This window comes from Lacipirellula sp., from assembly GCF_965279485.1.
Taxonomy (GTDB): domain Bacteria; phylum Planctomycetota; class Planctomycetia; order Pirellulales; family Lacipirellulaceae; genus Lacipirellula.
Genome location: NZ_CBDIIC010000002.1, coordinates 3,685,268 through 3,704,346 on the forward strand (window position 1 = coordinate 3,685,268; position 19,079 = coordinate 3,704,346).

The window sequence follows — 19,079 nt, forward strand, 5'->3', positions numbered from 1 at the left end:
TCCCACGCTCCGCGTGGGAACGAGCTCCGTACGTTGCTTCGCGATTACTCTGCCAGCGGGTTCTCCGCCGGTGCCGCACTATCGCCCGTTGCCGAAGCCGCCGCGCCCGCATCCTTCGGGGCCTTCAGCCGCACGAGCAAGTAGTTCGCCGTTTTGTTCTGGCCGAAGTGGACCAGCACCGGCGTTTGCTCTTTGGTAAGGTTGAAAATACCCGTTTCCATGACGACGTCGCTCTTGTCGCCGATGGTGAACGCGACGCGCTGCGTCTGCTTGTCGACGCGGCCTTGGACGACGTACATCTTGTCGGTCGAGCTGTTGAACATCGTGCCGCTGACGATCCCCGCCTTATCGACGGCGAGTTGCAACAGACGCGACGTGCTGGTGTCGGTGGCGCTCGTTTCGACGGCGTAGGTGCCGAGCGGCATCCATTGTTCGTCGTCTTTGGTCGCCGCCTCCTGTTGCGGATCAACCGTGGCGAGCTGCGCGGCCGATTCGGCGTAGTCGGCCGCGGTGCCGACGTCTTCGCCGTCGACGTAGACGTTCTGATCCTCGTAAACGACGTTGCCGCCGGGGCCGTAGTCGTAGTACACCGGCTCGCCCCAGCTCCAGGGGAACCAACTGGCGTACGCGCCCCACGTCGGCACGCCCCACCAGTACCACCAATCGTGGTTCTGCCAGCCGTGGTGGTAGTACCAGTGATCGAGATTCGGGTGGTACTTGCTCCACCAATCGCTGCCGGGACGGACGCCGTTCCACGGATGGTTCTGGTTCCAGTTCTGACGCACCTGGTTGGCGTGCGTTTCCCAGTCATCAGCCCGTTGGGGATGATTGTCGATCCAGTTATGAAGGTTCTGGGCGTGCGCGTTGCCTGGCGCGAACGTATTGGCAATCTTGCCGTTGAGCGTGTTCGCGGCGCCGCGCGGAACTTCGGCTTGGCCGCCGCTCCACGAGGGGAAATTGCCGGCGTGGCCCTTGGCCCACTCGCTGCCGCGCATCAGCGGATCGTCGGCTGGGTTCAAGTTGGGCGGCGCCATGCGATTTTCGGCAGGCATCGTGCCGCCGGAGCGCACCTGCGGGTTCACTTCAGCCATGAGCGGGTTGCGGTAAATCTCCGAACGAAGCGAGCCGACTTGCGGGCCGCCATCTTTCAGGCCGAGGAAGTTGCCGACGTCGGCGCCAGTGGGCGTTTGACCAAGGATCTGCCGTGCGTCGACTTGCGGGGCGAGGCCGGGGATGCCGCCGTGGTCAAAACCATCGAGAGCGCCGAAGGTGTTTTCGGTGCCGGGGCGATAGCTGGGGCGGGCGATGTTCGCCGGCAGGCCCATGCCGCCGTAGGTGGCGAGTCCGCGCGAGGCGGGGCCGCCGGCGAAGTTCGGCGACATGCCGCCGATGAAGCCGCCGCCCGTGCCGCCGTGAAAGCTGCCGCCGCCATACCCGCCGAAGCCGCCGATCGAAGGCGAGAAGCCACCCATGCCGCCGGGGATGCCGCCATGGAAGCCGCCTCCCATGCCGCCGGCCATTCCACCGTGAAAGCCACCGCCCATGCCGCCGTGAAAGCCGACGGCGTGAGCCGATTCGAGAGCGACGAGGCTAAAACCAATGAATCCCGCGGCGCCAAACGCCGCCAGCAGTTTAAATGTGCGAGCGAACTTCATTGCTTGGCTCCCTTCGCCGCTGCGTCGTCGTTGCCCGTCATTTGCCGCGACATCTTGGCGGGGGTGGTGTTCGGTTGGAACTGGCCGTCCATCTCGCGATCGACCGACTGCAGGGTCAGCTCGTTGTCGCCGCTGCGGGTGAGGATTTGCGTCGCCGAACCGCGACGGCCGTCGGGCAGTTTGAGCGCCATCTTGTTGACCCACTTGTTCGAGCTTTGCCGTTCCCAGTATCCCTCGCCGAACGTTCCGTTGGAATCGAACAGCCACGTGCGAATGCATTGCTGCTCGGCGTCCCAGCCAAAAATCTGCGTGCCCGAAGCGGCCGGCGCTTGCTTGCTGACCCGCGAGTAGTTGCGAACCAAGAAGGCGCCGCCGTCGACCCAGTGGTAGGTGTTCTTCACGTCACCCGAGGGAAGCTGCTGGATCCACGTGCCGGCGAGCCAGCCGAGTTGGCTCATGCCGGTAGGCGAATTGGCCGGCAGTTCCGCTTCTTCGACGTTCGAGAACAACCACGAGGCGCCGACCCGCGCGAGCGAGGCGCGGAATAGTGAGCGAGTCGGCAGTTGGCCGCGCTGCGTCACCTCGGCCATGCCGAGGAGCGAGGCGGTTTTGCCGTCGATCTTCGATTCGGAGATCGTGAGCTTGAGCGTGCTGCCCGGTTGTTCCTGGAACAAAGCGGCGTAGGCAGAGGCGATCGGATCGCGACCGGTGACTTCGACGCCGATGTTCGTGGCGCGGTAGACGGCATCGGGCGTCCACAAGGCGCTCATCGCCGGGGCGTTGTGGGCGTTGAACGCCTTTTCGAACGTCGCGACCATGGCGGCGAGCGCGGGGTCGAGTGGCTTCGCCGGCGCGGCGAACGCCGGCAAGGTGCCGACGGCGGCGATGAGCAGCGCCGCGAGCAGGTTGCGGTGGATTGAGCGGGACATAGGATTGGGTGCTCCTGGCAGTGGATAGTATGCGGTTTGGGGCATTTTCAAATTCATAAAGCCCCGAGCGGTGCTCGGGGTGAGTCAATCGTTCACAGTTTGAAGTTGATCAATCCTCTTCAAAACTAAAAATCTTCTTCCAATCATCTTTCATCGACACAAGAATCCAGCCTTCCTGCTTCGCGGCGTCGAGGCCTCGCTTGAGTTGGCCTACCATTGAATCACGGTCGTAGGCGTACTCGCGCACGCCGTCGGTATGATGGACGATGAGACCGAGCCGCGGGCCGTCGCCGGCGGTGGTCCATTGCAGCATTTCAAAATCGCCGTCGGAGTTGCCGAACGCCAAGATCGGCCGCTGGCCGATGAAGCGTTGAATGCCGACGGGCTTGCCGGGGCCGTCGTCGACGAAGTTCGCCGCTGGCAATCGCATGAGCGTCGGCTGGCCGTCGATGAGTTCGAACTTCACCTCAATGCACGAGCCGACGACTTGGTCGCGTGGGATGCCGTAGGCCTTCTCAGTCCAAGGCCGCATGAAGTCGATGCCGCCGCCGGAGACGATGAACGTTTTGAATTCGTTGGCCCGCAGAAACTCAAGCACCTCGACCATCGGCTGGTAGACCAGCTGCGTGTACGGCCGGTCGAAGCGAGGATGCTTTGCGGTGGCGAGCCAGTCGACGACGATCTGCTCGAAGGCGTCGGGCGTCATCCCGGCGTGGCCGATCATCAGCAGCTTGACGCCCGACTTTTCCCCTTCGGCGAACACGGCCTTATAGTCGTTGGCGAGGGCAGCGGCGAACGGCTCGGTCGTCTTCCACTCGGGGTGATCGGGCGCCGCCGCTTTGATGCGATCAAACGCGAAGACAATTTGCGTGTACATCGGCTGCTCGACCCAGAGCGTGCCGTCGTTGTCGAACGTGGCGATGCGATCGGCGGGAAGGACGAAGTCGGGGCCGCCGACTTTGGTCACCTTCGCAACGAAGTCGAGAATCGCCTGCTTCGCGGGGCCATCGTTCCAGGAGGGAAGCGGATCGTCGCCGCGAGATTCGCCGGCAGCAAGGAGAGCGACTAGCAGGACGCTGCATGTCGCCAAGCAGCGCAGACGGCCGGCGAGCGGGTGGTTCAAGCTGGCTGCCATCGTGCGAGGCGCTCCCGTGGAAAACAGAATCCAACCCCTAAAGATGCCCCATGATCGTACGGCCGCGGAGCGAAGCGAGGCCAACAACTCCGCCAAATTCGCCAGTTCGCCCCGGTCGATTGCGCAATCGCTACATTCGGCAGGCTCGGCGAGAGCGAACTGGTCGGCCGTGGCGGCTGTCTCTAGACTTGGAGGAACTGCGAGCTACCCAATTTGCGTAGATGGGGAGTCGATGATGGCTGAGTTGATGCCGCTGGGTTCGGAACGGGCGATGCAAGTCGTCGCCGAGAACAAGCTGCTCGCCGCGATCGAAGCGGGCGAGTTCGACAACCTGCCGGGCTTCGGCAAGCCGTCGCCGCTGATCGATGAACCGTACGACCCGTTTTGGTGGATTCGCCGCAAGCTTCGCCAAGAGAACCTTCCCGCCGACCCTCGCGATGGTTGGCAACGCTGAACGCCATGCAAAGTCCGCTGATTGAATTGGAGCATGTCGGCTTCCGCCGGCAGCAGGCAGACATTTTGGTCGACGTCAGCTGGCGGCTCGAGCGCCAGCGGCACTGGGCCGTGTTGGGGCCCAACGGTTGCGGCAAGACGACGATGCTGCGAATCGCTTGCGGCTACCTCTGGCCGACAAGCGGCACGGTGCGGCGACTCGGCGAAGAGTTGGTCGACCTCGGCACGCTGCGGCGATCGATTGGCTGGGTCGCTTCGGACTTGGCGCCGCGGATTCCGCCGAACGAACTGGCTATCGAGACGGTGGTGTCGGGGCGGTTAGCGCAAGTCGGCCTGCGGCGCATTGGCGAACTCCAGCCGACCGATGCCGACTTTGAAGCTGCTCGCAAATTGCTCCGCGAGATGCGCTGCGAGTCCCTGGCCGAAAAACCGTTCGGCGTCCTTTCCCAAGGCGAGCGGCAGCAGACGCTCGTCGCCCGCGCGCGGATGGTTGATCCGCTGCTGATTGTGCTCGATGAACCATGCGCCGGCATGGACCCGGGCGTGCGCGAGCGGTTCTTGGCATGGCTGGAGCAGCTTGCCGCCGCGCCGAGCAGCCCGTCGTTGTTGCTGGTGACGCATCACGTCGAGGAGATCATGCCGAGCTTCGAGTCGACGCTCGTGATGCAGAATGGCCGCATCGCCGCGGCGGGGCCGACGGCGGAGGTGGTGCAAGCTTCGCTGCTAGAGTCGATCTACGGCATTAAAGTCGATCGCCTGGAAAAGTCCGGCGGACGTTTGTGGCCGATTTGGCAGGCGTAGGTATCGCCGTGGGTAGCACCGACACCTCGGCGAATTCGGTTGCCCAAATCATTTAAACCAACCGCCGGGGTGTCGGTGTTGCCGTAGGCAAAAAGAGGCGAGTCGGCTTGAGTACTACTGACCTCATGTCGCTGTCGCGACCCCGACACTCGGCCAATAGGACGATGAGGAGTGGAGCGTCAACCGTGGCCGAGTGTCGGGGCCACCCAACCCAATGGAATTGGCGCTCTAACCCCGCGGCGCGTGCAGAATCCGCATCAACTCGCGCACGTCGACCGGCTTCACCAAGTGATGATCAAACCCGGCCCGCAGCGAGCGCTCGCGATCTTCCGCTTGGCCATAGCCTGAAACAGCGATGAGCAGCTCGCTCGAGTGACCCTGCTCGCGCAGCTGGGCGGCGACGTCGTAGCCGTTGATCACTGGCAGGCCGATGTCGAGCAGCACGGCGTCGGGACGAATGCTTTCGAAGAGCTCCAGCGCACTACGACCGTCGTGGGCGATCGTCACCTGGTGGCCATGCATGCGGAGGAGCATCGCCTCCGCTTGGGCGGTGTCGCGATTGTCGTCCACGACCAGTACGTTGAGCGGCGGGTGGGAAGCGACTGCATCGTCGTTGGCGGTCGCTGCAGGCGATTGCGTTTCGTTGAGCGGCAGTCGCACCGTGAACTTCGCCCCCTGCCCTGGCCCGTCGCTCTGAGCGGAGACGGCGCCGCCGTGCATTTCGGTGAGCTTGCGAACGATCGTGAGGCCGATGCCGAGTCCACCCTGCGAGCGATCAAGCGTGCGGTCGGCCTGCGCGAACAGGTCGAACACGTGCGGGAGCATCTCGGCGGAGATACCGATGCCGCGGTCGACGACTTCGATGACCGCCTCGCCCTCGAACGCATGCGTCCGCACGATGATTTCGCTGCCGGCAGGAGAATACTTCGCGGCGTTGGTGAGCAGGTTCGCAATAATTTGCTCGGCGCGAGTCGCGTCGACGTACAGCGGCAGCGGCTCGGCGCCAAGTTCTAGCTTCAACGTTTGCCGTTGCTCCTGGACCAGCGGCTGCACCGAGTGGACAGCCTGCTCGACGATTTCGGCGGCGTCGATCGGTTCGCGACGGAGCAAAATTTTCTCTTGGCTGATGCGGGAGATGTCGAGCAGATCGTCGATCAATCGCGTGAGGTTGCTCGCTTGCCGATTGATGACGTCGAGCATTTCCGGGCCGGCGTCGCTCGCCGGAAGCCGCGCCGCCTCGGTGGCGAAGCGAATCGCCGCGAGCGGGTTGCGGAGCTCGTGGGCCAGCATCGCGAGGAACTCGTCCTTTTGTCGTTCCGATTCGCGGACCGAGTTAAGCAACTGGGCGTTGTCGAGCGCCGTGGCAACGCGGCGGGCGAGATCTTCCGCCAGCAACACGTCCGATTCGTCGTACTGCCGACTGTGCTCGGCGTTGCAGAAGCTGATGACGCCCATCGTCCGCTCGCGAATACGCATCGGCACGCTGATGACCGACCTCGGGTTGAGCGACCGCAGCGCATGCAACAGACGATCGGTCGTGCCGAGGCTGTCGACCTGCGCGTCAGGCATCGTGGGGATGTACTGCGTGCGGCCGCTTCGCCACGCTTGCACGGTGATCGACGGCGACTCCCAATCGACCGGATACTCGGCGAGAAATTCGCGGAGGAGCTGCCGCTTGGCCGGGTCGCGATGCGCCGACGCGGGGCTGCCGATCGTGCCGTCAGGCCGTAGGGCGTAGACGACGCACCAATCGGCGAAGAACGGCACCATCGCCTCAGCCGCCTTTTGCAGCGCGCTATCACGATCTATTAACGCGGCGAGTGACGCGCTGACGTCGGCGACGAACCGGAGCGCGTCTTGCGATCGTTTGCGATGGGTGATGTCGCGGGCCACTTTCGAGGCGCCAATCACTTCGCCGTCACGGTCGCGGATCGGAGAAATCCGCAGCGAAACGTCAACGGGCGTGCCATCCTTGCGGAGCCGTACGGTGTCCCAATCTTGGATTGGCTCGCCGCGCCACAGGCGTTCCATGATCACTTCCAACTCGTCGCGGTGCGACTTGGGGACGATCATGCTGATGTGCTGACCAATCGCTTCCGCGGCGGTGAAGCCGTAGAGCCGCTCGGCGGCGGCGTTCCAACTGGTGACGATGCCGCGGCGATTCTTGCTGATCACGGCGTCGTCGGAGTGCTCGACGATCGACGCCAGTTGTTGCAGCGCTCCCTGCGTGCGACGTTGGACGGTGGCGTCGGTGAAGACGAGCACCATGCCTTGGATAACGCCGGCGGCGTCGATGATCGGAGCCGCGCTATCTTCGATCGGTCGTTCACTGCCGTCGCGCGCGATGAGAATCGTGTGATTGGCGAGGCCGACGATCTTGCCGGTACGCATCACTTTCTCGCACGGGTTCTCAACGATCTGCCGCGTCTGTTCGTTGACGATGTGGAAGATCTCGGTGATCGGCTTGCCGCGGGCGGCGTCGAGACTCCACCCCGTTTGTTGCTCGGCGATGGCGTTGAGAAACGTGACGAGCCCTTTGGGGTCGGTCGCGATGACGCCGTCGCCGATGCTCGCCAGCGTGATGCGGAGCATTTCGCCTTGGCGGATCGATTCGTCGGTGAGCGACTTGGTTTTCGCGCTTGAGCGATGCAGGCGGTGAGCCATCACGACGATGAGGCCGGCCATCAGCCCGAAGGCGGCGAGCTCGGTGAGGCCTTGTTCGCTGCGGTTAAGGAGCGAGAGTCCGGGCGGCTCGATGAACAGGAGGTCTGCCGCGAAGTAGCCGGCGATGATCGCCGTCACGCCGGCCCAGGCGCCGCCGTACCATGCCGCCAAGGCGACGGCGGGAAAGATCGTGATGAACGGCACGGTTCCCAGCGGTAGCAGGTCCAAGAGCGCCCAGCGCAAGGCGGCGGCGACGGCCACGGCCGCCAACGCGACGAGATGGGGATAAAGTGAACGCGCGAATTGGGGCATGCGCAGCGGTTGGCCCGAACCTGAGAGAACGCGGCGCCACGCGAGGCGCCGTCGGCTGAGAGCGAATATAGCTTATCGCCGTCTCGGTGGACGGGGGTAGCGGTCGATTCCGGCGCCCTAAAGGCACTCCCGCTGGCCGTTTTGAGCGAAACTACCGTTCGCCCAGCCGCTCGACCCCGCCGCGAGCGATCCGCTCGTACTCGGCCCGCACCTTGTCCACCCCGTACTTCCGCTCCAACTGCCGCACAGTGAAGTGGGCGTCGGCCGTGTTTTGGAAGTGGTCGACGAACAGCGCGTTGATCAGTCCGCCGCCAATTGCCCCGACGATCGGCACGGCCTGGGCGGCGACCTTTTCCGAGACGGCGACGCCGAATCGGGAGGCAATGTTCGAGATCAGCCGCGTCATCGCCGTGCTGGTGATCGCAGTCGATCCTTTGGTGAGAATCTCGGCGGCGACTGTCACCTGCTGGGCGAGCGCCGCGCGAGTGACGAAGTACCCGACCCGAATCAGCCCTTCTTCGTCGCGGGCGCCTGGGTTAATCACTTCAACAGCGCCCCCTGGCCGCCGGTCGTCGCCGCTACCCAAAGCAAAGACTTCCAGGCAGGCGAGCCGCGTTTCGGGATCGGAGAGCTTCTCCCCCTTCGAGCGGGCGATGTCGCCAATCGAGCGGAGGATGATCATCGTCGTGATTGGCAGTTCCACGAACAGCGCCGGCGCCCCGAACATTCCGCCGGCCACGCCGCTGGCCGTCGCTGCCACTTTGTGGGCGAGGTTCCAGGGGGCCTTTGGCCTCTCGTCGTCGAGCGTCTTCGCCGCCACGGCGAGCGCCTTCGTGAGGGCGTGCTCGGTCGCGCCGTTGATCTCGCTTTGAACCCCCTCCGGGAGGCGTTCAATCAACCGCTCGACCGGCGTGCCGACGATGCCGGCAAGGCGGGCGGCGAGGCCAGGACGTTCCAGTTGGGCAACGGCGCCGGCGAGGAGGGCAAGATCGTGTTCGGAAAGGTCTGCCATTCAGGTACTGCTCCGGGGGCGTCGATCGCCAGATCGCCAATCAAGACGTATCGGCAGGAAATCAGTTGATCTGACGCCGCAGCATTGTACGCGGCAAGTTCGCTCTGGAACTCCCTATTCCCGGGTGACTATTCTATGATGCCGGCTGCCGGTGCAGTTTCTCCGCTCTTCTCCGCGTGCATCCACCCCTCCGCCGCCATGTTTCCTTACTCCTGCGACGCCCTGCTCTACCACCTGCCGATCGTCACTGGCGTGCTGATCGCGGTGAACGTCGTGGCATTTGTGGCGGGCGTCGAGCAGTGGGTCATCCGCGAGAATGGCTGGCTGCTGGAGTATGGTACTGGGCTGCATCCGGTGCAGTGGCTGCTGTCGCCGTTCATGCACGCCGACTTCGGACATCTGATCGGCAACATGATCTTCCTGTGGACATTTGGGTTGATTACCGAGGGGAAGCTCGGGTGGTGGCGGTTTCTCGCCATCTACCTCGGCATTGCCGTCGGGCAGTCGGCGATCGAGCAGGCGGTCTTCCCGCTCGTCGCGCCCGACGTCGAAGGTACGCTGGGGGCGTCGGCGGTGATCATGGGGCTGCTGGCGATGGCGTGCGTCTGGGCGCCGGTGAATCAGTTGTCTATTTTCGTGTTCGCAGGCCTCCGCGCTATCACGTTCGAGGTGAGCGTCGGCATCTTTGCGGCGCTTTACGTCGGCATCGACGTCGTCTACTGCATCTTCTTCGGCGCCGGCGCGATAGGGTCGGCAGCCCATCTCATGGGAGCTGCTATGGGGGCGGTGCTCGGGGTCGTGCTGCTGAAGACGGGCGTCGTCGAGTGCGAAGACTACGATTTGCTGTCGGTCCTCAGCGGCACGTACGGCAGCGACAAGCGGAAAAAACGCGAGGAAGAGTCGATCTCCGAAAAACGCGTCGAAAACGTCGCCGACCAAGCCCTCGAAGCGAAACGCAAGTTCGCCGCCTACCTGAAGATTGGCCAACCGCAGCAAGCCCTGCTCACCTTGCAACGCGCTCGCCATCGCAATCTGCGGTTCGACCCCGACCGGGGCGAACTGCTCGAGCTAATCGCCGGCCTGCAAAAGGAAAAGTTGTGGGCTGATTCAGCGCCGATGATGGCGGAATTCATCAACCGCTTTCCCGAGGGTTCGCATACGGTGCGGATCAAGTTGGCGCAGGTGTGCCTGGTGGAACTCTCGAAGCCGCAGAAGGCGTTTGATCTCGTGGACGCGATTCGCAGCATCAACCTGCCGCCGCAACTTGCGGCCGCGCGCGACAAAGTGCTTGTCGTTGCGCAGCGGCAGTTGAGCGAAGGCGAGGTGGAGATCGACGACGCGGCGTGGTGACGGCGAACAAGGCCGCCGCTACTTAGCCCCGGGCTCCGCCTGGGGGTGGCTCTCCATTCCGAGTGACGTCGCTGCACGCGACGCGACCCCCGGGCGGAGCCCGGGGCTAGAAGAACCGCAGCACTTGCTACACCAGCGTCGTCTTGCCCGGAATCGCCACGACTTCCGTCGGCACATCGCCCCAGGCGTAGTCCTTCGGCCCCAGCCGCTCGGTGCTGTTCATCATCTGCTCCCAGGTGACCGTCTGGCCGGTGTAACCCGCCATCCGGCCAAGCAGCGCGATGCCGGTGCTGTTGCACATGTACTCGCCGTTGTTGATCGGCTTGCCCTTGCGGATGCTATCGAACATTTCCTGATGTTCGACGAGGTACATGCTTGGCTGCTCGCCCTTGTAGCGCCACTTGCGGTCGCCTTTGCGATTGAAGAGGTCGCCACGCAACACCTCGGCCTGACCGTTGGTGCCGAGGACGCGCTCGTCGGTCCGCATGCTGCAACCATCTTGCTGGCGGCAGGTGAAGTAAACGCGCTGCCCGGTCGGGTATTCGTAGAAAACGGCGAAGTGATCGAACACGTTGCCATACAGCGGATCGATTCGCTGCTGCCGGCCGGCGAGCGACATCGCCTGCACCGGCGATTGGTCGCCGAGTAGCCACGCCGTCTTGTCGAGACTGTGGATCGCCTGCTCCATGATGTGATCGCCCGAAAGCCACGTGTGATAGAGCCAGTTGCGAACCTGGTACTCCATCGGACTCCACTCGGGATTATTGCCGCGATGCCAGAGGTTGCTCGTGTTGTACGACGATTCGATGGCGACGATCTCGCCGATCGATTCTTGTTCGAGGATCTGCCGCATTACTTCGCGGACCTTGTGGTCGTACCGCCAGCACAGGCCCGACACGACGGCGAGGTTCTTCTCCTTCGCCTTCCGGCTCGTCTCCATGACGCTCTTCAGGCCCGGCGTATCGACGGCGACCGGCTTTTCGATGAAGCAATGCTTCTCCTGATCGATGACGTAGGCGAAATGCTCCGGCCGGAAGTGCGGCGGCGTCGCCAGCAGGACGACGTCGCACGAGTCGACGACGTTTTTGTAGGCGTCGAAGCCGATGAAAATATTCTCAGGCGTCACCTTCACCCGGTCGGCGACTTGCTTGACGTCGCGGAGCTGCTTGAGCGTTTCATCCGCTTTGTCTTGGAACGTATCGGCCACGGCGACGAGTTCTGCCTGGCCGTCGGCCGACAACGCATCGAGAGCCGCCCCCGTGCCGCGGCCGCCGCAACCGACGAGGCCGACCCGCAGCACATTGGTGCCGCCGGCGTGAACCGTACCAGGCATTGCGAGCGTTCCTAACACGGCGGCGCCGGCGCCGAGCTGCGCCGAGTTGCCGAGGAAAGAACGCCGGGTGGGGTGTTGGTTCGTTTCAGCCATGATTCGTTCGCCTTATCGGGATTGATCGCATGCCGCCTCTTATTCTACACAAAGCCGCGCGGGGAGGGGGAGGCGTTCTCCCCCTCCCCTTCGCGTCTTGCTACCGCTTGAATGCGCCGCCAGCTCGGCGCCGGATGGACATCGCCCCCACGATGCCTAACCCAACAAGTAGCATGGTCGACGGTTCTGGAACGGCCGAGACAGCCGCGCTCGCGGAGCCCGCGCCGAAATTTCGTTGCCAGGCTAGGAAGTCGGCTCCGTCGAGGTCGACGCCGAAGCGGGCCTTCCAGCCGAAAGTTGGATCACTCAAATCTGTTGCATTGACGGCCCCGTCGCCATTGAAGTCGCCGACGATCGCTCCCGCGAGCGAAAGCGTCACGCTCTGCTCGCCCGTTCCAGCGGCGCCGACGTACTTGGCCGAGGCGAGCGCGGCTTCGGCTTGCGCCAGGCTCAGGCCGTTGGAAAGAATCGAGCCCAGATTGACGGTTCCGGTGAATCCAGCGAGCGTCGTATCGACCCAGAAGAGTTCTGATGCAATGTCCGTCGAGAGCGGCGTTCCCACGCTCGGCAACGTCGCCATTCCCGTCGTGAAAGGAGTTGCCGCGTCGCTCAGCAAACGGAACGCAGTGATCTTGCCGCCTGCCGCGCCGCTCGCATTAAACGAGACCGAACCATCGGCTGGATTGTAGACCAATTTCGCTTTGCCGACAGCAGGCGCCGTCAGACCAATGTTCGCGACATGCTGGAGCACATCGCCGCCGTCGACGTCGCCGTTGCCGTCGAAGTCGCCGTCGTCACGGGCCAAGCCATCTGGCTTGGCCATCGGGACGGCGCTGCGCCAGCCGGTGAAGTGGCTGAACAGAATCGACGTATCGGCGCTATTGGTCGCTCCGTCGCCGTTGACGTCGCCTTTGGCGAACGCCGACAGCGTGCCGGGCACGCGCACGTTGTCAAAGCCGATGTGCGCCCAAGAACCTTCGCCGAACGAGTCGACGAAATCGATTTGATAACGACGGCCGTTGTTGGCGTACGGCGCTAACTCGGCTGACGTGAACGTGATCGTGTCCCACACGCTGCGCGAGGGAGCATCGGTTGGGCGAGCTTTGCCGTCGTTGATGACGTTGCTGGCTTTGATCAGCACATACTGCCCATTGAGGGCGTCGCGGAGAGCGAAGCCTTGCATGTACTTGCCGTCTTGCACCTCGCCCGCTCCGCCGAAGTTGAACGCCGTGTTGCGCTGCATCGAGCCAAGCTCGCCGGCGTTCAAAGGATCGCCCTGGGCCACGTCGCCGGCGTTGCCGTTCTCGCCGTAGCGCATGCCGCCAATTTTGTCGATTTGAAGGTTTCCACCGGTGAGCTGGAACGTCGGCGAGCGCAAGACCATCGCCTTGTGTTGAGCGTTGCCAAAGTTGTCGCGATCGGCCCACGGATTGATCGCGACTCGATGAGTTCCTTGCGTGGCCGAGAGCAGATTGAATCCATTGCCGACGTCGATGACGTCGCTGGTGGCCACCCACTTCGTGATGCTGCCGGAGTTTTGCAGCAGCGTGAATCCGTCGCCGGTTAGCCCGTTCTCGAAGCCGAAGACGAGTTGGGCGTTCGCTTCAGCGGCGCACGCAGTCGAAACGATCGCCGCGGTTAGCAGCGAGAAGATTTTTTGCATCGGATGTCACCTCAGCGTGAAGGGTTCAGAAGAGCGGCAACGAGTCGGCCCGCCGATCAAAGCGACCCGCGGGGCGACCCGTCGCCGATTATAGATCCGCTAAGCCAGATCGCCGAGAGGCAGCCGGCGCTGGCGGCTGATGCGCACTGCCCCCACAATGCCCATCAGCGCCAGCAACGCGGTCGACGGTTCGGGGACGGCGGCCACTGCCGCGACGGCCGGCGGCGTGCCGGCGCCAAAGTTCCGCTGCCAGGTCAGGAAGTCGTTGCCATTCAGGTCGACGCCGAAGCGGGCCTTCCAGCCAAGCGTTGGGTCGTTGAGATCCTTCGCATCTACATAGCCGTCGCCGTTGAAATCGCCGTCGAGCGTCGGCGCGACGACCGCGACGTGGAAGTCGCTGATCGTCATCGTTTGCTCGGAGTCGAACAAGTTCAGGCGAAAGCCGTGAATGTCGTTGATGCTGGAGATCGTATCGGTGTACTTCGGGCCGAGCAGCGTCGTGCCATCTTTCGAGAAGACCGAGATCTCGATTGTCGTCTCCGACGTGAAGTACCATTCGATTTGCACGCCGCCCGTAAGCGGGTTGTTGGCGAGCGAAGAACTGGTCTGCTCAGATTCATCGGCGTCGCCGGGTCGTTCGTGGATGATTCGCGTGGCCGGGCCGTCGAACGGGCGGGCGCCGACGCGGGTGCTCACCAGAAAGCTGTCCGATGGATCGTTGACGCTGCTGGTGAAGGCGCCCAGGGCTTCGGCCGTCCAGGTACCGCCGTCGCCGTCGCCGTCGTTGTCTCGCTCTTCGTGCGTGAGCGCCAAATCGTAGCTCACCTTCGTGCCGACGACGGGCGTCAGGGCCGTGACGGCGGCAAAATCCGCCGAGGTCTGATAGACGCCGTTGAACGTCATCGTCGTCGGCGTGCCGATGATCTGCGCCTGAACGTTCCGATTTTCACGATGCGTCGGTTCGATGATCGACCAGGTGCGACCGAGGGCCGTAGTCGTGTCGAAGACGCCCGTCTCGTAGCGGAAATAGTCGCCGGGAAAATTGTTCGCGGCGTTGGGGTACCAGTCGCTGCCGCTAGCCCCGCGGATGTAGTTCACAAAGTTGAACGCGGTAGCGCCGTTCATCTGCGAACGCGGAATAGCGGCCATAATGTCGACGGCGCCGTTCACGTCGGTGACGTTGTTCCACGGCGTCCATTCAAGGTGATTCCACGCAGCGTCCTTCAACGAGGCGCCGCTCAACACGCGGTCGGCGCCGATGGCGAGCGTGTTGCTCGGGCCAAGCCAGCCGGTTTCGTCGTTCGAGTCGGTGTCGAACAGCGTGTACTGCAAATCGCCGGCGAAGCCCGACGTCTGATGGTAGCGAACAAAGAACCAGTCCTTCGTGTGGGCCACCTGCGTGTAGAACCAGTCGTACCCTTCGGAGGTGGCGTCGCCGGGGGCTTCGGTCTCAAACTTGGGAATTGCATTCCAAGCCTTCGGCGTGAGCCAGTTCGTGCCGCTGGCGAAATCATCGCGGACGAGGTTGCTCTGCATCGCCAATTCGCCTGCGTATGATGCGAGGCTTGGCAATGCAACGACCAACGCTGCAAGAGCGATGATGCGAGTCCGAATCGTTCCGACAGAGCTCATGATGTGGGTCACCCTTTGAAGTTGCCGAGCTGCGATAGCTTGGGAATTAGTAGAGATGTAACTTCACTGATGTTTGACTGAAACAATCTGAATCGCTGGTCAAGACCATACGGTTACTTGCTGCCCGACAACTCGCGATCCGTGGTGGCTTTCATTTCGGTTCGAATTTTTTCCAAGTCTTCGGGCGTTTTGTCGGCGGTCTCCGCCGAACCGCAGCCGAGGGAAGTTGTCAGCAAAGCTGCCAGCGCAAACGCGGCGGGATTGCGAAGAAGTTTTTGAAATGCGGACATATTGTCTCTCCTGATGTACGCGGTGGGCCGAGTGAACCGCGAGAACTACGAGCCGTTGCCGTCGCCAGAGTCGCGCGTCCCTTGGCTTGTCCAGACCTCGACGTCGATGCCGTCGGCGACGGTTTGAACGCTCCCGTCGCACATCGCGACGTTGACGACCCCCGTGTGACGGCTGCTGGCCGGCGCGATCAGTTCCCAAAAATCGCCGGCGGGGAGCCAGCAGGTCGAGTTCGGTGGAACGATGTGGTTGTACCAGCTGCGCCACATCGTTCCTTCGCCCCAGGGATAGCCGCGGTATCGCCACTCGCCGCTCCAAGGGATCGAGGCGGTGCTGGAGCTTTTTGCGAGGAATGCGCTTCGCAGTCCGGCCAATGTGCGCGACGAAGGCAGGCCGCCGAACTCGTAGCAATCGCCGAGCGGGTCGCCGGCGCCGGGTGAAGCAATGTCAGGCGCGAGCCCTGCTACCGCCTCCGAGAATGCGGCGGTGTTGCTCGTGCCGTCAGCGACCTGCGCCAAGGAGATCGCCGGCAATGCGTCGGCGTTTCCTTCGCCCACTACCGGGCCGAAGACGCCGTCCCAGCCTTTCCAACGGACCCAAGTGCCGGAATTCGCGAAGTAGTTCGTCCAGCCTAGCGGCATCGAGCGGGCCGATGAATTGTCGGTCGGGCAAAGGTACGTCGGCGGTTGATTCGCTTGCGCGAGCAAGTTCGCATCGCTGTATTGGTTTTCTTTCTCACGGATCTGCCGACGCAACGCTTCTTGCTCGAAGTAAGGGAGCAATTGCACCTGCACAGAGAGATAAGCAGGATCCGTCGGGCCACTGGCAATTCGTGAAGTTTGTCCGGCCGGCAACAGCTTTTTGGCGCTCTCGTAGTTGAGCATAGCTAGGCCAAGCTGCTTCAAGTTGTTCGTGCAACTGCTCCGTCGCGCCGCTTCACGCGCCGCCTGCACCGCCGGCAGCAGCAGCGCCACCAGCACGCCGATGATGGCGATCACCACCAGCAATTCGACGAGCGTGAAGCCCCGTCGACAATCGCCGCGCCGTTGCGACGCAAACGTTGAAGTGCGAAGAGAACAACTCATGGGGCCGATCTCCTTCCGAGCGAGGCCAACAGCCAAGGCGAGGACGGGCGAAGCGCGGAGGTCTTCGTGGAAACCGTCGGCTGGCCGACCTGATAGTGTTCCTTGATCCGCTGCGGTTCGAGCGGATATCCGTAAAGAGCAATGTCGCTCAAGCGACCCTTGAATAGCCACGACGTGAGATAGCGCGGTACGAACTCGGCGGCGCCGATCCGCGCTGGCCAATCGAAGTCGGTGAGCGATACTTCTTGTTCATGCTGCAGCACCTCTTCGCCGTTGACGTACAGTCGGCCGATGCCACGCATGAAGCCAGGTTCAGAAACCTCCGTCGGCGTGAAGACGCCGACGACGTGCGACCACTGTTCGCGGTCGATCTTCTTGGGCGACTCCATGACATTCCACAACTGGCCTCGTTTGCCGACGCCGGTCCAGAACTCCCACTGGTTGTTGTCGCCAGCGTAGAGCGTGATGCCAAAGCACTGTTGATTCGGCGTGTACGATTCGAGCACCCACCGCGAGGTGAAGATCGCTTGGTATTGCGCCGGCCCCTCGGGGCGAGCCCAGCCCTCGATGGCAAAGCCGTTTTGCAAATTCACCGGCGGCTTGCGGTCGGGTTCGATGTAGCTTTCGCCGTTGAAATAAACGCCGCGCTCCGCATCGCCCGTGTCGTCTTTCTCTTTCAGCTCGGCAGGCCAGTTGCCAATCGGCAACCCGTCGTGGCCGTTCTGCGTTAGGTCGAGCACGCGGCGGTTCTTGCGGACGCGGTACAGCGGCCAGTAAGCGACCGGCCGATCGCCGAGGATGAGCTGCTGGTACTTGCTGAGCTGCTTTTCAATGTCGCTCCACTCGGTGACGATCCGAGGCAACGGGCCGCGATCGGTCGTGCGGAGGGCGCCTTTCGCGCTGCTCGGCTCGGCGACGATTCCCTCGCCCGAGTGGAGCACGCGAATCTTCTCGCCTTCCACGCGCTCCTGCGGCGTCGTCATCAGCGTGACGACCCCTTCGGAGACGTAGATCGAGGCGGAATCGTCGTCAGAGGCTTCGAACGCAACGCTGGCGTCGAGACACTCGGCGGTGAGCAGCGGCGTTTGCAGTAGCAGCCGCTGACCGCCGCGTGCAGAGAGCCGGCCGCTGCGGACGAAGACGCTTTCGTTGCCGACGAGCGAAAACTCCGCCGGACCTTCAATCAGCAGTTCCGGCCCGTCGTCGAGCTGAATCCGCATGAAGCCAACGGGTAGCTGCACCACTTCGCCGCAGCGAAGCACTTGGCCGACTTGCATCGACGAGCTAATCGCTTCGGCCGAGGCGTCGAGCGACAGGCCGCTGATTTTGCCAAGTTGCGTTTCCTGCAGCAGCGGCGCGGGCGAGGCGGTCACCGGAGCGACTGCTCGCGGGGCTTCTTGCTCTTTCTTTGCGAGCAGTGGCGTCCAGCCTTGTTGGAAAAGGGCCACGGCCGCTGCCCCGGCGACGAAGGCGATGCCGGCAGCCGCAGCCCAAGAGGGGAACCAACGCGCCGTGAGCCGACGAACACGCGACGCCGACGAGGCGGTCTCCGCTGACTCATCGCGTCGCGATGCTGCGGCGAGGCCCGGCCCGGCGGAAAGTTCCGCCGGCGAAGGGGCCGAGGCATCGCCCGAAGCGAGCGGTTCGTGCGACAGCAAATACGCGAGACCCTCGCGCAGGTGGATGGCTTCCAAGTAGCGCCGTTGAGCCGCCGAGTTGTCGGTGATTAACGTCCGCAGGCGTTCCCACTCCGTCGCGTCGAGATCGGCGATCGCCAGCTGATCGAGCAGCGGTTCGAGTTCGTCGTTGGGAAAATCGATGCTCATTGAGGGTAGCCTTCCTGGCGTAACGAAACGCGAATGCAGCGTTCCAGCCCTTTGCGAATGCGCGAGAGCGCCGTGTAAACGGCGTTGACGTCCTGGCCGCGGCCGGCAGCGAGTTCTTGGATCGAAAGCCCGCGCCAGTAACGCTGGCCAAGCATTTCGCGCTGACGCTGCGGCAGCTTTTCCAGGCAGCCTCGTAGTGCTTGGTGGCGGGACTCAAGGTAGTCGGAAGTTTCGGCGTGGACGGCGGCGATCTGCTCGATCAAGCGGTCGTCGAACGAGACCCGCGACGACCCATAGCGTCGCGAGTAGCTCATCAGTTCGAATCGAGCGATCGTGCACATCCATCTCACCAATTCTTCGTCGGGGGTCGCCTCGACGTAGGTAAACGTCTGGAGCTTCTGCCAAGCGACGAGATAAGTTGCCTGAACGACTTCGTCGACGGCGTCGGCGCTAGCGGCAGCCAGCGAAACGATGAACGACCGCACGCGGCGTTCATGTCGTGCGATGAGCACGACAAACTGATCAGGGCTCAGCGGCTTTTCGCTCACGGCGGCCAAACCGGGGTTGGTGGAAATGCGGAAATAGAAATCATCAGCGCATCATGCACTGTCGTCCGCCCTTCCTGCCCCGAACGCTATGCGGCGGCGGCAGGGAACCTTACAGAAAAATTCATATTAACTTCCTAAAGTTCGCCCGCCGGCCAGAATTGCCGAGAATTCGCGGGTACCAGCACTGCGAGCTATCTCGCGGAGCAAGGCGAGCCGAAGGCTTCATGTCTTCGGTAAACCACCAAGCGACGCCGCATCGAGCGCAAGAATGCGAGAGACAGGAGAGTAGTCGCCGGACCG

The 19,079-nt window shown here is 63.2% G+C and carries 15 protein-coding genes; 3 read left to right on the top strand and 12 right to left on the bottom strand.

All coding sequences use genetic code 11. The features are described from left to right. Positions 1–44: 44 nt before the first annotated feature. The 3 genes from ACQY7R_RS22405 to ACQY7R_RS22415 form a co-directional block, all read right to left on the bottom strand. Positions 45–1,655: a hypothetical protein gene (locus ACQY7R_RS22405; protein ID WP_428307777.1), complete on the bottom strand. Its 1,611-nt coding sequence runs from the start codon at positions 1,653–1,655 to the stop codon at positions 45–47. Further along, a complete protein-coding gene (locus tag ACQY7R_RS22410) occupies positions 1,652–2,584 on the bottom strand; it encodes a YybH family protein (protein WP_428307778.1) in 933 nt (310 codons plus the stop codon). The genes ACQY7R_RS22405 and ACQY7R_RS22410 overlap by 4 nt, the downstream gene beginning before the upstream one ends. Positions 2,585–2,693: 109 nt before the next feature. Then, positions 2,694–3,719, bottom strand: a complete 1,026-nt coding sequence (locus ACQY7R_RS22415; RefSeq protein ID WP_428307779.1) for an HAD family hydrolase — start codon at positions 3,717–3,719, stop codon at positions 2,694–2,696. A gap of 235 nt (positions 3,720–3,954) precedes the next feature. On the opposite strand from ACQY7R_RS22415, the gene ACQY7R_RS22420 reads away from it, so the two are divergent. Both ACQY7R_RS22420 and ACQY7R_RS22425 read left to right on the top strand, forming a co-directional pair. Then, complete coding sequence (locus ACQY7R_RS22420) at positions 3,955–4,173, top strand: DUF1992 domain-containing protein (protein WP_428307780.1); 219 nt, start codon at positions 3,955–3,957, stop codon at positions 4,171–4,173. Positions 4,174–4,178: 5 nt separating this feature from the next. Continuing rightward, on the top strand, positions 4,179–4,973 hold the full coding sequence (locus ACQY7R_RS22425; protein WP_428307781.1) for an ABC transporter ATP-binding protein: 795 nt from the start codon (positions 4,179–4,181) through the stop codon (positions 4,971–4,973). Positions 4,974–5,201: 228 nt separating this feature from the next. On the opposite strand, the gene ACQY7R_RS22430 is transcribed toward ACQY7R_RS22425, so the two are convergent. Both ACQY7R_RS22430 and ACQY7R_RS22435 read right to left on the bottom strand, forming a co-directional pair. Then, on the bottom strand, positions 5,202–7,949 hold the full coding sequence (locus tag ACQY7R_RS22430; protein ID WP_428307782.1) for a PAS domain S-box protein: 2,748 nt from the start codon (positions 7,947–7,949) through the stop codon (positions 5,202–5,204). Between the two features lie 151 nt (positions 7,950–8,100). After that, on the bottom strand, positions 8,101–8,961 hold the full coding sequence (locus tag ACQY7R_RS22435; RefSeq protein WP_428307783.1) for an EcsC family protein: 861 nt from the start codon (positions 8,959–8,961) through the stop codon (positions 8,101–8,103). 198 nt (positions 8,962–9,159) lie between these two features. On the opposite strand from ACQY7R_RS22435, the gene ACQY7R_RS22440 reads away from it, so the two are divergent. Further along, on the top strand, positions 9,160–10,311 hold the full coding sequence (locus ACQY7R_RS22440) for a rhomboid family intramembrane serine protease (protein WP_428307784.1): 1,152 nt from the start codon (positions 9,160–9,162) through the stop codon (positions 10,309–10,311). 127 nt (positions 10,312–10,438) lie between these two features. Here the strand turns inward: ACQY7R_RS22440 and ACQY7R_RS22445 are convergent, their stop codons facing one another. The 7 genes from ACQY7R_RS22445 to ACQY7R_RS22475 form a co-directional block, all read right to left on the bottom strand. After that, positions 10,439–11,737 (bottom strand): Gfo/Idh/MocA family oxidoreductase, encoded by a 1,299-nt coding sequence (locus ACQY7R_RS22445; protein ID WP_428307785.1) that lies wholly within the window; start codon positions 11,735–11,737, stop codon positions 10,439–10,441. Between the two features lie 100 nt (positions 11,738–11,837). Further along, positions 11,838–13,400: a PEP-CTERM sorting domain-containing protein gene (locus ACQY7R_RS22450; RefSeq protein WP_428307786.1), complete on the bottom strand. Its 1,563-nt coding sequence runs from the start codon at positions 13,398–13,400 to the stop codon at positions 11,838–11,840. Between the two features lie 99 nt (positions 13,401–13,499). Continuing rightward, positions 13,500–15,032: a PEP-CTERM sorting domain-containing protein gene (locus ACQY7R_RS22455; protein ID WP_428307787.1), complete on the bottom strand. Its 1,533-nt coding sequence runs from the start codon at positions 15,030–15,032 to the stop codon at positions 13,500–13,502. Between the two features lie 113 nt (positions 15,033–15,145). Continuing rightward, on the bottom strand, positions 15,146–15,322 hold the full coding sequence (locus ACQY7R_RS22460) for a hypothetical protein (RefSeq protein WP_428307788.1): 177 nt from the start codon (positions 15,320–15,322) through the stop codon (positions 15,146–15,148). Positions 15,323–15,367: 45 nt separating this feature from the next. Further along, positions 15,368–16,405, bottom strand: coding sequence for a DUF1559 domain-containing protein (locus tag ACQY7R_RS22465; RefSeq protein WP_428307789.1), 1,038 nt, complete (start codon positions 16,403–16,405; stop codon positions 15,368–15,370). Next, positions 16,402–18,231, bottom strand: a complete 1,830-nt coding sequence (locus ACQY7R_RS22470; protein WP_428307790.1) for a LamG domain-containing protein — start codon at positions 18,229–18,231, stop codon at positions 16,402–16,404. The genes ACQY7R_RS22465 and ACQY7R_RS22470 overlap by 4 nt, the downstream gene beginning before the upstream one ends. Beyond that, positions 18,228–18,779: a sigma-70 family RNA polymerase sigma factor gene (locus tag ACQY7R_RS22475; protein ID WP_428307791.1), complete on the bottom strand. Its 552-nt coding sequence runs from the start codon at positions 18,777–18,779 to the stop codon at positions 18,228–18,230. The genes ACQY7R_RS22470 and ACQY7R_RS22475 overlap by 4 nt, the downstream gene beginning before the upstream one ends. Positions 18,780–19,079: the final 300 nt, after the last annotated feature.

What these genes read in the sequence shown, in the direction of transcription:
- ACQY7R_RS22405 (WP_428307777.1), bottom strand. Translation starts at nt 1,655, where the DNA reads ATGAAGTTCGCTCGCACATTTAAACTGCTGGCGGCGTTTGGCGCCGCG.
- ACQY7R_RS22410 (WP_428307778.1), bottom strand. Translation starts at nt 2,584, where the DNA reads ATGTCCCGCTCAATCCACCGCAACCTGCTCGCGGCGCTGCTCATCGCC.
- ACQY7R_RS22415 (WP_428307779.1), bottom strand. Translation starts at nt 3,719, where the DNA reads ATGGCAGCCAGCTTGAACCACCCGCTCGCCGGCCGTCTGCGCTGCTTG.
- ACQY7R_RS22420 (WP_428307780.1), top strand. Translation starts at nt 3,955, where the DNA reads ATGGCTGAGTTGATGCCGCTGGGTTCGGAACGGGCGATGCAAGTCGTC.
- ACQY7R_RS22425 (WP_428307781.1), top strand. Translation starts at nt 4,179, where the DNA reads ATGCAAAGTCCGCTGATTGAATTGGAGCATGTCGGCTTCCGCCGGCAG.
- ACQY7R_RS22430 (WP_428307782.1), bottom strand. Translation starts at nt 7,949, where the DNA reads ATGCCCCAATTCGCGCGTTCACTTTATCCCCATCTCGTCGCGTTGGCG.
- ACQY7R_RS22435 (WP_428307783.1), bottom strand. Translation starts at nt 8,961, where the DNA reads ATGGCAGACCTTTCCGAACACGATCTTGCCCTCCTCGCCGGCGCCGTT.
- ACQY7R_RS22440 (WP_428307784.1), top strand. Translation starts at nt 9,160, where the DNA reads ATGTTTCCTTACTCCTGCGACGCCCTGCTCTACCACCTGCCGATCGTC.
- ACQY7R_RS22445 (WP_428307785.1), bottom strand. Translation starts at nt 11,737, where the DNA reads ATGGCTGAAACGAACCAACACCCCACCCGGCGTTCTTTCCTCGGCAAC.
- ACQY7R_RS22450 (WP_428307786.1), bottom strand. Translation starts at nt 13,400, where the DNA reads ATGCAAAAAATCTTCTCGCTGCTAACCGCGGCGATCGTTTCGACTGCG.
- ACQY7R_RS22455 (WP_428307787.1), bottom strand. Translation starts at nt 15,032, where the DNA reads ATGAGCTCTGTCGGAACGATTCGGACTCGCATCATCGCTCTTGCAGCG.
- ACQY7R_RS22460 (WP_428307788.1), bottom strand. Translation starts at nt 15,322, where the DNA reads ATGTCCGCATTTCAAAAACTTCTTCGCAATCCCGCCGCGTTTGCGCTG.
- ACQY7R_RS22465 (WP_428307789.1), bottom strand. Translation starts at nt 16,405, where the DNA reads ATGAGTTGTTCTCTTCGCACTTCAACGTTTGCGTCGCAACGGCGCGGC.
- ACQY7R_RS22470 (WP_428307790.1), bottom strand. Translation starts at nt 18,231, where the DNA reads ATGAGCATCGATTTTCCCAACGACGAACTCGAACCGCTGCTCGATCAG.